This window comes from Luedemannella flava (genome assembly GCF_039528515.1).
Lineage (GTDB): Bacteria > Actinomycetota > Actinomycetes > Mycobacteriales > Micromonosporaceae > Luedemannella > Luedemannella flava.
On record NZ_BAAALT010000290.1, the window covers coordinates 1 to 10,393 of the forward strand.

The 10,393-nt window shown below is 71.4% G+C and carries 11 protein-coding genes; 6 read left to right on the forward strand and 5 right to left on the reverse strand.

From position 1 onward, the window contains the following. The 3 genes from ABD211_RS32295 to ABD211_RS32305 form a co-directional block, all read right to left on the reverse strand. A partial coding sequence (locus ABD211_RS32295; protein WP_344140203.1) for a S9 family peptidase occupies positions 1 to 2,479 on the reverse strand: 2,479 nt, incomplete at its 3' end. 61 nt (positions 2,480 to 2,540) lie between these two features. Beyond that, positions 2,541 to 3,638 (reverse strand): lipocalin-like domain-containing protein, encoded by a 1,098-nt coding sequence (locus tag ABD211_RS32300; protein WP_344140205.1) that lies wholly within the window; start codon positions 3,636 to 3,638, stop codon positions 2,541 to 2,543. Between the two features lie 321 nt (positions 3,639 to 3,959). Then, positions 3,960 to 4,253 (reverse strand): acylphosphatase, encoded by a 294-nt coding sequence (locus ABD211_RS32305; RefSeq protein WP_344140207.1) that lies wholly within the window; start codon positions 4,251 to 4,253, stop codon positions 3,960 to 3,962. A gap of 37 nt (positions 4,254 to 4,290) precedes the next feature. Here ABD211_RS32305 and ABD211_RS32310 point away from each other — a divergent pair, with 37 nt between their 5' ends. From ABD211_RS32310 to ABD211_RS32320, 3 genes are all read left to right on the forward strand, one after another. Then, positions 4,291 to 4,905, forward strand: coding sequence for an HAD family hydrolase (locus tag ABD211_RS32310; protein ID WP_344140209.1), 615 nt, complete (start codon positions 4,291 to 4,293; stop codon positions 4,903 to 4,905). Between the two features lie 81 nt (positions 4,906 to 4,986). Then, a complete protein-coding gene (locus tag ABD211_RS32315) occupies positions 4,987 to 6,174 on the forward strand; it encodes a TIGR04053 family radical SAM/SPASM domain-containing protein (RefSeq protein WP_344140223.1) in 1,188 nt (395 codons plus the stop codon). Beyond that, on the forward strand, positions 6,171 to 6,566 hold the full coding sequence (locus tag ABD211_RS32320) for a VOC family protein (protein ID WP_344140211.1): 396 nt from the start codon (positions 6,171 to 6,173) through the stop codon (positions 6,564 to 6,566). Before ABD211_RS32315 ends, ABD211_RS32320 begins: the two co-directional genes overlap by 4 nt. A 3-nt stretch (positions 6,567 to 6,569) precedes the next feature. Here the strand turns inward: ABD211_RS32320 and ABD211_RS32325 are convergent, their stop codons facing one another. Next, positions 6,570 to 7,289 (reverse strand): glycoside hydrolase family 11 protein, encoded by a 720-nt coding sequence (locus tag ABD211_RS32325; protein WP_344140213.1) that lies wholly within the window; start codon positions 7,287 to 7,289, stop codon positions 6,570 to 6,572. Between the two features lie 288 nt (positions 7,290 to 7,577). Between ABD211_RS32325 and ABD211_RS32330 the strand changes: the two genes are divergently transcribed. From ABD211_RS32330 to ABD211_RS32340, 3 genes are all read left to right on the forward strand, one after another. Then, the gene (locus ABD211_RS32330; protein WP_344140215.1) at positions 7,578 to 8,084 is read left to right on the forward strand and encodes a DoxX family protein; all 507 of its coding nucleotides are present in this window, start codon (positions 7,578 to 7,580) and stop codon (positions 8,082 to 8,084) included. Positions 8,085 to 8,127: 43 nt separating this feature from the next. Further along, positions 8,128 to 8,556 (forward strand): hypothetical protein, encoded by a 429-nt coding sequence (locus ABD211_RS32335; RefSeq protein WP_344140217.1) that lies wholly within the window; start codon positions 8,128 to 8,130, stop codon positions 8,554 to 8,556. A gap of 154 nt (positions 8,557 to 8,710) precedes the next feature. After that, positions 8,711 to 9,742 (forward strand): RNA-dependent RNA polymerase family protein, encoded by a 1,032-nt coding sequence (locus tag ABD211_RS32340; RefSeq protein WP_344140219.1) that lies wholly within the window; start codon positions 8,711 to 8,713, stop codon positions 9,740 to 9,742. A gap of 64 nt (positions 9,743 to 9,806) precedes the next feature. On the opposite strand, the gene ABD211_RS32345 is transcribed toward ABD211_RS32340, so the two are convergent. Further along, positions 9,807 to 10,202: a VOC family protein gene (locus ABD211_RS32345; RefSeq protein WP_344140221.1), complete on the reverse strand. Its 396-nt coding sequence runs from the start codon at positions 10,200 to 10,202 to the stop codon at positions 9,807 to 9,809. Positions 10,203 to 10,393 lie beyond the last annotated feature (191 nt).

Below are 10,393 nucleotides of genomic sequence, written 5' to 3' on the forward strand. Positions count from 1 at the left end.
CGGCGGGCCGCGGGGTCATCGGGGCCGGGGGAGCCACCGGCGGGGGCGCGACCGCCACGGGCGGGGCGGCCGGGACCGGCTCGGCGGGCACGAGGGCGTCGTCGGGGCCGTAGTAGTACCGCTCGTCCTCGAAGTCCTCGACCGGCGCGGCGGGCGCCGGCGGGGCGACGACCTGGGTGGCGGTCGGCACCGGCTGACCCATGGCCGACGAGATCGTGCGGAAGCTGCCCGTACCGAAGTCGACCGGCTGGCGCTGGGCCGGCAGCGCCGGCGCGGGCGTCGCGTCGCGCAGGCCGAGCTGGTCGAGCACGAACGCGTACACCTCCGACTCGTACCGGTAGTGCGCGTAGCGGCCCGCCGGGCCGGCGTGCGCGGCGGCCCCGAGCTCGACGCGGAACAGGATCGTCCCGTCGCCCTCGGCGGCGTTGGCCCGCAGCCGGGCGACCCACTTGGCGGGCTCGTGCACCATCACCCGGGCGTCGTGCACGGCGCCCGTCACCAGCAGGGCCGGTCGGCGGCCGCGGTGGCGGCGGCCCCGGTGGGTGTTCTCGTAGGGGGAGTAGGCCGCCATGAGGCCGAACATCTCCGGCACCCGCGGGTCGCCCCACTCGTCGCGCTCGTTGACCGCGAGCGGGATGCTCGGGTCGAGCATCGTGTTGAGCACGTCCACGAACGGCACCTCGGCCACCACGGCCCGCCACCGGTCCGGGCGGGTCGCGAACGCGGCGCCCTGCAGCAGGCCGCCGGCCGAGCGGCCCCGGGTGACGATGCGCTCGCCGTCCACGAGCGCCGGCTGGTGCGGCTGCCCGCCGGCCAGCCAGTCGGCGACGGCCGCGTGGTCGGTGAAGGTGTTCGGCTTGGCGCCCAGCCGGCCGGCCTGCCACCAGCCGCGGCCCAGCTCGCCGCCGCCGCGCGGGTGCGTCAGGGCGTAGACGACGCCCCGGTCGAGCAGGCTCGGCAGGGCCATGTCGAAGGACGGGTCGTCGCACGACTCGTAGGCGCCGTAGCCCCACGTCACGCACGGCGCGGTGCCGTTGAGCGGGGTGCCGTGCCGCCAGGCCAGGGTGACCGGCACCTGGGTGCCGTCCGGCGCCTGCGCGTGGCGGCGCTCGGTGTGGTACGCGGTCGGGTCGTACCCGGGCACGTAGGTCATCTTGCGCAGCATCCGTTGGCCGGTGCGCAGGTCGACGTCGAACCACCGGGGCGGCTCGATGAGCGAGTCCACCTGGATGGTCACGCTCGTCGCCCGGTACTCGAACTGGGTGGCCAGGGCCAGACGGCCCGCCGCCGTCTCCGGGTGGATCTCCCGCTCCTCGCCGGTGGCCCGGTCGACGACCCGCAGCAGCGGGAAGCCCTCCCGGCGCAGCTCGAGCAGCAGGAAGTTGGCCAGGGCGTGGCAGGCGATGAGCCGCTCGCCGGGCCGCGCCGGGGTGACCTCGCGCCACTGGTTGCGGTGCGCGGCCGCGATCGACGCCCGCATGAGGCGGAACTCGGGCGCCTCGTCGTTGGTCACGATGTAGAGGTGGTGGTCGGCGTGGTCGACCCGGTACTCCACGCCGCGGCGGCGCGCCGCCAGCAGGCGCGGGGCGCCGGCCGGGGTGTCGGCGGGCAGCAGCCACGTCTCGGTGGTGTCGCGGCTCGCCGACTCGATGAACAGGTACGCCCCCGAGGTGCTCGCGCGCACCGTGACCTCGAAGCGCGCGTCCGTCTCGGTGTAGACCAGCATGTCCGACGTGGACGGCGTGCCGATCTGATGGCGCCACACCTGGAACGGCCGCATCGCGGCGTCGGGCACCACGTAGAAGAAGTTCGTCGAGTCGCTGCTCCACGCGCCGCCGTAGTAGGCCCGCGGCACCTCCTCGACCATGCCCAGGACCTGCAGGTCGTCGTCGCCGGTCAGGTCCCGCTCCGCGGACAGGTCGCGGAAGCGCAGCGTGAAGATCTCGTCGCCGGTCGTGTCGAACGCGTACGCCAGCAGGCGCCCGTCCGGGCTGACCTCGCGCACGCCGAGGCTCACATACCCCACGGCGTCGACGTCCGCGTCGCGCTCGTCCCGGTCGCCGTCGCGGGCGAGCTCGGCCTCGTCCAGCACGACCCGGCCCGCCACGGCGGGGTTACGGGTCGACATGAACTGCCCGTACTCGCTGCCGGCCACCGTGCGGCTGTAGTAGAAGAACGCCCCGCGCTTCCAGCTGACCGATTCGTCCGTCGGCAGCACGCGCCGGTCGATCTCGCCGAAGACCGACTCCGCGACGTCCGCCAGGTGCGCGACCGATTCGTCGTAGTAGGCGCGCTCGGCGCGCAGGTGCTCCATGACGTCCGGATTGTCGCGTTCGCTCAGCCACGCGTACTCGTCGACCCAGCTCTGCCCGTGCAGCGTGCGCTGGGTCGGCAGGACGGCGGCGACGGGCGGAACCGGGCCGGTCCCGGCTGGTTCCTCGGTCTGTGCGGCGGCGTTGGGGGTGACGTCGTGGGGCATGGGCGGAACCTATCGTGTCCCTTCGGGTTTTCCAACGGGGGCATCCGGCATCTGACGGCGCCTACCGGCGGTTGAACTCCTGCCGGTAGGTGTAGGTGCCCTTCGACCCGTCGTCGTTCGTCGACTCGCCGCCGCCGGTGGCCGTCAGGGCGTTGCTACGGCACGTGACCGTGTCGCTGGTGAGCGGGCCGCCGTCGTGGGTCTCCGACTTCTCGGGCTGGCCCGAAATCTTGATGACCGTGGTGACCTGTCCGGCGGCGTCCGTATAGTCGATCCGGTCGCCGGTGCGGGTCCAGCGGTAGGTGACGTTGCCCGTCTGGGTGTACGAGCTGCCGCCGCCGAGGTCGAACTCCAGATGGTCGGTGACCATCGAGCCGGTGCCGTCGCTGTTGAAGGTCACCGTCATCGACCCGTTGCCCGTGTACGTCGTCGTGCTGGCCGGGTTGGTGTAGTCGATGGTCTCGCTGCTCAGCCGCCACGTGCCGACGACGCAGTCCGCGTTGGCCCTGTTGAACACCTTGACCGCGAAGAACGCGCCGGTGCCGGCGAGCAACGCCAGCACGGGCACGGCGATGAGCAGCACGACCAGCCACGTGCGGCGCGGCTTCGGCGGCGCGGGCGGCACCGACCACGGCTGCGGGTAGCCGGTCGTGGGCCACCCGGGCGGCCCGGAGACCTGGCCGGGCTGGTACGGCGGCCCGGACGGCACCGGCTGGTAGGGCTGGTACGGCGGCACCGACGGCACGGGCTGGGCCCACGGGTTGTCCATCACCGTCAGACCCGGCGTCGGCGCGGCGACGGGCGTGGCCGGCGGGGTCAGGCCGGCGGGCTCGAGCCCGAGCGCCCGCGCGTACGTCGATACGACCCACTCGGCCGCGCCCGGGGTCAGCGAGAACTCGTCGGAGAGGGTGCGTGACACGGTCGCGACCGCCGTCGGCAGTGGCGTCCCCTGGCCGGTCAGGGTGGTGAGCCGACCGCCGACCCCGGCGCCCGCCGCGGCCTCCACGATGCGGCGCTCCCTGGGCAGGTCCGCGAACAGGTCGGGCAGGAGGTTGGCCAGGGCGGCCCGGTCATCGAGCACGCGGGGGCCGTAGTCGGCCACGAGGGTGCGCAGATGGTCGGCCGCGGCGCCGTTGGGGTCGGGCAGCGAGTCGGTCACGGTGCCAGTTTGCGGCCGCACCGCCTTGTGTCACAACGGCTATCCGGCCGTGATGCGTGGGACCGGGCGCGGCTTCATCACGGCCTTGTCACAAAGCGACAACCCTGTCGCACGGCGTGGTGCACAGGCCACGCGCGGCGGTTTACGCTTCACCCGCTCCGCACGACCGGGCAACGCCATCGATGCGACATTGGTGGATTTGTCCGTCCGACGTGGGCACCGACGCCGCCGTCGAAGCCATCTCGGCGGGCAGTGGTCGGCGGCGGGAGTACGGGTCACCAGCTCGCGGACGGGAGCGCAACCTGAGCGAGTCGGCCCGGCTCACCGCCGCCCGCCAGGTCCCGGTGTGGGGCGGATCTCAAAGCCCCGCAGGCCCTCGGGCTGCTCGTCGAAGAGCGCGAGGTCCTCGACCGTCGCCCGGTCGGGGCCGTGCCGCGCCCACGCCACCACCTCGGCCACCCCGTCGGGCGGCCCCTCGACGACCGCCTCGACCGCCCCGTCGGGTAGGTTGCGCACCCAACCGGCCACGCCGGCGCCCGTGGCGACGCGGCGGCACGTGTCCCGGAACCAGACGCCCTGCACCTCGCCCGAGACGACCAGACGACGTCGGATCATTCCGACAATCTTATCCGCGACGTGATGGGGAGAAGCTGTGTCCGGGATCCGGCTGGTCGCCTTCGACCTGGACGGCACGCTCACCCGGGGGCGGACGTGCCTGGAGGCCCTCGTCGACGCGTACGGGTTCGCCGGTCAGACCCCCGTCTGGGAACGGGCGCGTACCGAAGAGGAGATCGTCGCAGCCCGGCTCGGCATGTGGGAGTACCTGCGTCCCCTCAGCACGGAGGACATGAATGCGGTCCTCGCCGGCATCCCGCTCGCGCCCGGCGCGGTCGAGGGCGTCGCCGCGTTGCGCGCGGCCGGCGTCGCCACGGTCCTGGTGTCGCTCGCCTACGCCGACAACGTCGCCTACTTCGCCCGACGCCTGGGCGTCGACGCGCACTTCGGCACCGAACCCGACGGCACGGGTGGGTACCGCCACGTGTTCCCGGCGACCAAACCCACCCTGCTGGCCGGGTACGCGAACGCCCTCGATCTCTCCCCGGAGCAGATCGCGGCTGTGGGGGACACCCCGAACGACGTCCCGATGCTCCGTGCGGCCGGGGTCTCGGTCTATGTCGGCGCGACCCTGCCCGACGACTTCACCCCCACGTGGCACCTCCCGGCGGCGCCCATCGACGAGATCGCCCGAATCATTCTCGGCCGGTAGGACCTTCGGCCCGGCGTACCCCCGTCGGGTGGCCCTTCAGCCGGCGCCCTCGCGTACGCGACGTTGCTGGTCGTGGGGGAGATCAGGGTGCCGCGGGCGGCCGCCGCCGACCGGCCGTTCATCGTCATCTGGGAGGCGACGCAGGCCTGCCCGCTGGCCTGCAGGCACTGCCGGGCCACCGCGCGGCCGCAGCGCGATCCGCACGAGCTGACCACCGACCAGGCGGTCGACCTCATGACGCAGGTCGCCGAGTTCGGCCGGCCGGCTCCGCTCTTCGTGATCACAGGCGGCGACCCCTTCCAGCGTCCGGACCTGACGACGCTGGTCCGCCGGGGCACGGAGCTGGGGCTCGCCGTGTCGGTCTCGCCGTCGGGGACGCCGACGGTGACCCGCGAAGCGCTCGCCGGGCTGCACGCGGCCGGCGCGCGGGCCGTGTCGCTGAGCCTGGACGCCGCGACCGCCTGGGCGCACGACGGCTTCCGTGGCGTCGCGGGCGTCCACGAGCTGACGGTGCGGGCCTGGGACGACGCCGCGGCCGTCGGGCTGAAGGTGCAGATCAACACGACAGTCACCCGCGACACCGTGAACGACCTGCCGGACATCGCGGCCCAGGTACGCGCGCGCGGCGCCCTGCTGTGGAGCGTGTTCTTCCTGGTCGCCACAGGGCGTGGGCGCGGCCTTCCCGGCCTCGACGCGGCCGAGGCGGAGGACGTCCTCAACATCCTGTACGAGGTGGGGGAGCACGTACCGGTCAAGGCGACCGAGGCGCACCACTTCCGGCGGGTCTGCCTGCACCGCGCGGTCCTGGCCCGCCGTGGCGTGCCGCCGGTGGGCCTCGGACCGCTCTACCACCGGCTGCGCGCCCGGCTCGACGCCCTCGGCCTGGCCGGCCCGCCCGGCCGTGCCCGCCGGCCACCGTTGCAGGTGAGCGCCGCGAACGGGTTCGTCTTCGTCTCGCACCGCGGGCAGGTGCATCCCAGCGGCTTCCTGCCGCTGCCGGCCGGCGACGTGCGGCATCAGCGCCTGGTCGACATCTACCGGAATGCACCCCTGTTCACGGGCCTGCGCGACCCCGACCGGCTGCGGGGCCGGTGCGGCGCCTGCGAGCTGCGCTCGGTGTGCGGCGGCTCCCGCGCCCGCGCCTACGCCGTCACGGGCGACCCGTACGCCGAGGAACCGATCTGCGGCTACCGGCCCGGCTCCTTCCCCTATCCCGCGGACGTCACGGACCTCCTGCGCCCGGCGCCATCTGCGACGATGCCGGGATGACCTCCTTCATCTCGCACACGACGGTGGACTGCGCCGACGCGTTCACCCTGTCCCGCTGGTGGCAGGCCGTCCTGGACTACGTCGAGGACCCCGACGACCCGAACGAGTCGGGCCACGAGGAATGCATGATCTATTCGCGTGACGGCCAGCACCGGCTTCTGTTCATCGACGTGCCCGACCCCAAGCAGGTCAAGAACAGAATCCACTTCGATGTACGTCCGGTGGAAGGCTCCCGCGACGACGAGCTCGCCCGACTGATCGGGCTGGGCGCGACCACCGTCGCCGACCGGCGCAACCCCGACGGGACCGGCTGGGTCGTGCTCGCCGACCCCGAGGGGAACGAGTTCTGCATCCTGCGCAGCAACGCCGAGGTCGCCGCCGGTCGGCCCTGACAGCTACGCCGGTGCGCTGGACATCAGCGGGGCGCTCCAGATCGTGATGTTCGACGTGCCGCTGCTCTGGTAGCCCACGGTCGCCAGGATCTGGTAGTCGTGCGTGCCGAGGAGGTTCAGGCCGCGGCTGGCCCACGCGTCGAAGTGGTTGCCCACCGTGATCGCGCCGCCGCCGACGCGCTTGGTCTGCCGCACGCTCCAGTACTGGGAGAATCCCGCGATGGCGCCGCCGATGGACGGGTAGCCCCGGTACTCGGTGCGGTAGATGTCGTAGGTGCCGCCGTCGGTGGTGACGGTGCCCAGGGACCGTCCGCCCGGCGGGCGCCACGCGCCCCAGGTCTCGACGATGTAGTACTCCACGAGCGGGTTCCTGGTCCACCCGTTGACCGCGAGGTACGCGTTGCCGCTCGGCGTGAAACTGCCTGAGTACACGATGGTCCGGCGGCCGCCGGGCTTCCAGCCCTTGCCGGCGATGACGTTGTTGATGCCGCTCCAGGCGGTGCTGTACCTGCCGCCGGGCCCCAGCGTCATGCCGGCCGTGCCGCCGCTGTCCTTCCAGAAGGAGTAGAAGTAGCCGTTGTGGGTGCCGGTCTGGTTGGTGTTGACGGTCGTGTCGGCGCTGGCGACACCGGGCAGGGCCGACACGGTCGCGACGAGCGCTGCGGCGAGTGCGCCGCTGAGAAACAGCCGGGCGCGGCCGCGACGGATCCGAATGACATTCATGGCGCGGGTTCCTCCTCGTGAAGGGACGGTCCACGGGGGATTGATGTCGACAGATGTCGATGGCGACAGCATTGGGCCTACCGGGCGCCACAGTCAACGACTTTCGTAAATGTTTCGGTGTTCGTGTACGGACGTGTTCGGCCGAGCGGCTGACCGGCGACCGGGCACGCGTGCCGCGTGGCGGATCTCGTGGGCACGTTGCTGTGGCTTAGCTTTGATATTAGCGATTAGTCCGAAAAGGTCTGATCGCTGGCATCGGTGCGCGAAGGGATCTCAAGGAGCTTCGCCATGACAACCCGCCTCCTGCTGGCCGCGAAGAACCGCGAGGACGTGATCGTCCGGTTCGCCGCCCGCCATGGCATCCGGCTGCTGAGAATCAGCATCGGGGTGGTGTTCCTGTGGTTCGCGATCCCGAAGTACCTGCCGGGGGTCAGTCCTGTCGACGCGCTCGTCCGGCACACTGTGGACACGCTGACTTTTCATGTCGTGCCGGGCAACCTCGGTTGTCACCTCCTCGCGGTGGTGGAGACGGGCATCGGGCTCGGCATGCTGACCGGACGCCTGCTGCGGCTGACCCTGGTGCTCCTGCTGTTGCAGATGGCCGGCACGCTTACCCCGCTGCTGCTGTTCCCGCGCGAGATGTTCGCGTCCTCCGGCGTACTGACGATGGAGGGCCAGTTCATCATGAAGAACCTTGTCATCATCGCGGCCGGGATCACGCTCACCGCGACCCTGCGCGGCGGAGGCCTGGTCGCGAGCGAACGCGCGGTGCGCCTCGACCGCGAGTCGTCCTGACCGACCGTACCTGTGTCGCACCCCGCCGTTATCGTCTGCGGCCATGCCTTCCGACTCGACCACCCAGTTCGTGACCGCTGTAAAGCTCCAGGAGTTGCGGGCGCAGCACACCCGGCTGCGGGTCGCCTACGACCGCCTCACCGCCGAAGCGGCGGCCGGAGCCGATCCCTACCAGCGGCTCATGCACCTGTACCGCGGGCTGGCGGACCTCACGTACGCGGGCCGGAAGGTCCACCCCGAACTGGCAGATCTTGGCGTTCTGGCCAACGACACCGTGCCTGGCACGGCCATCTCCGCGGACCTGGTCGACCGCTGGCACGGACGGTTGGTCAACGAGCTGACCACGGGACGGCTGCGCTCCGAGTTGTCTTCCGGTTCGGGGTTCTCCTCGAGCAGTGGGCGACGAGCGGTCGCAGCCCGCAGCCGACCCCGCTGGCACACCAACTGCACGAGCTGCGCGAGCGGGTCCTGAACCCGCCCGTGCCGAACGACCACCGTGGCCTCATCGAGAACCTGCTCGGCGGGGTCCGTGGGACCGGCATGGCGAAGGACAGCGCTACCGAGGCGCGCACCGGATCAATGTGGATGATCCTGCGTGCGATCGAGGCTGACCAGTACCAGCCTGCATGGAGGCCTACGTCCAACAGCGGACGGCCGTGCGCATCGTCAGGGTGGTCGACGACATCTGCCTACTCACTCCTGACCCCGAAGCCGCCCTCGCCGCCAGGGGGCATGTGACCACCTTTTTCCAGACCTGCGGGCTGACTCTCAACGACGACAAGTTCGGGGCGGCGTGCATCGGCGGCCAGGTTCCGGCTGCAATGGCAGGGCCGCTGCCCAGGTGGGGCATGCTCGCCCTCGACGATCAGGGGGCGTGGTCGGTCCACGAGCCCAGTTTCCAGCAGCACCTTGCCCAGAGCCGCCGCAACGTGACCGCTACAGCGGCGGTGCTCTCGAAGGTCGACGTCTTCAACACGGATCTGACCCACCTGACCCGAGCTGTCGCGCTGGATGCCGATTTGGGTGATCGGCACCGCGCGCAGGTCAATGCCGCCCTGGTCCGGTTCGTCGACGACTATTTCGGTCCCGGCCAGGGGTTGGTCGAGGCCCTGTGCGAGGACATCATCGCGCTGGAAGGCCCTCTTGCCGGTGCCGAGAAGCAGTCCCGACCCCAGGCAGTCCCGGAGGCCTGGCTGTACTGGCCGGTGACGGCCGGCGGGCTGGGACTGAGCAATCCGCACGTCCTGGCCGGGCAGTATGCCGAAGCGGTCCGGCACCGCCGGGATAAGGTCGTCGTTCCTCAGGGACCTGCCGAGGCGGGCTGGAACACCCGCGACAACCAGTGGGCCCGCTACTACCGGCAACTGCTCGAGCCGCTGGAACCGGCGGCCCCGACGGACACGGCCGCCACCAGGAGCCTGACCCAGGACTTCATCGCCCGCGGAACCACCATCTCCCAGGGTGCGCAGACCACCCTCACCGCGTACTGGCGGTGGATCCTGTCGGTCTACGGCCCGGAGATCCGGGAACGGTTCGGAACCTTCCGGTTCCTGAACACCGAACTCGTGCCGCTGCAGCTGCTGGGTGCCCGACGCACCGACAGCCATGCCGCCGCGGGCGACCCCTGGACGTTCGACGCCGATACACCGCCGTTCTGAGCCAAACCGCACGTGCCCCGGTCGCCGGACTGTCGTCCGAGCACCGGGGCACGTCACCGAATCCTTATGCCCGTTCGGCGGCGCTGCGCTCGACGCAGAACAGGTTGCCCTCGGGGTCGGCCATGGTCACCCAACCCGTGCCGTCGGGCCTGCGGTGATCCTCGTACTCGGTCGCCCCGATCGTCTTCAGCCGCTCGACCTCGTCATCGCGACTGCGGTCGGTGGGCATGATGTCGAAATGCATCCGGCGACCCGCCCTTGATTGGGCGATCTTTTCCGCTGGCACGGGGACGAACAGCAGCGCCGGGCCGCCGTCCGGGTCGACGAGAAGAGCTTCGGGATCCCCGGGGTTGTTGGGGTTGGTCGGGTCCTCCCGGTAGGCCGTGGCCTGCGACCAGAAGTCGGCCAGCGCCAGCGGGTCGGCGCAGTCCATGGTGATGTTGCGGATACGAGCGGTCATGCGTGGTCCTTCGCTGCGAGGACGCGCCTCCCGCGAACAGGCGTCCGGTCAGCTAGCCACGGGAGGCACGGATACGAGTGTCGACATCGTCCGCACCCCCTTCCGTGTCGTCGTGACGCCGCGCCCAGTATGCCATTGGTTGTCGGTGGGCCGGCCTAGATGATTGAGTCCGAAGTCTGGGCTGTACGGGG

What these genes read in the sequence shown, in the direction of transcription:
- ABD211_RS32305 (WP_344140207.1), bottom strand. Translation starts at nt 4,253, where the DNA reads ATGATCCGACGTCGTCTGGTCGTCTCGGGCGAGGTGCAGGGCGTCTGG.
- ABD211_RS32320 (WP_344140211.1), top strand. Translation starts at nt 6,171, where the DNA reads ATGACCTCCTTCATCTCGCACACGACGGTGGACTGCGCCGACGCGTTC.
- ABD211_RS32325 (WP_344140213.1), bottom strand. Translation starts at nt 7,289, where the DNA reads ATGAATGTCATTCGGATCCGTCGCGGCCGCGCCCGGCTGTTTCTCAGC.
- ABD211_RS32330 (WP_344140215.1), top strand. Translation starts at nt 7,578, where the DNA reads ATGACAACCCGCCTCCTGCTGGCCGCGAAGAACCGCGAGGACGTGATC.
- ABD211_RS32335 (WP_344140217.1), top strand. Translation starts at nt 8,128, where the DNA reads ATGCCTTCCGACTCGACCACCCAGTTCGTGACCGCTGTAAAGCTCCAG.
- ABD211_RS32340 (WP_344140219.1), top strand. Translation starts at nt 8,711, where the DNA reads ATGGAGGCCTACGTCCAACAGCGGACGGCCGTGCGCATCGTCAGGGTG.
- ABD211_RS32345 (WP_344140221.1), bottom strand. Translation starts at nt 10,202, where the DNA reads ATGACCGCTCGTATCCGCAACATCACCATGGACTGCGCCGACCCGCTG.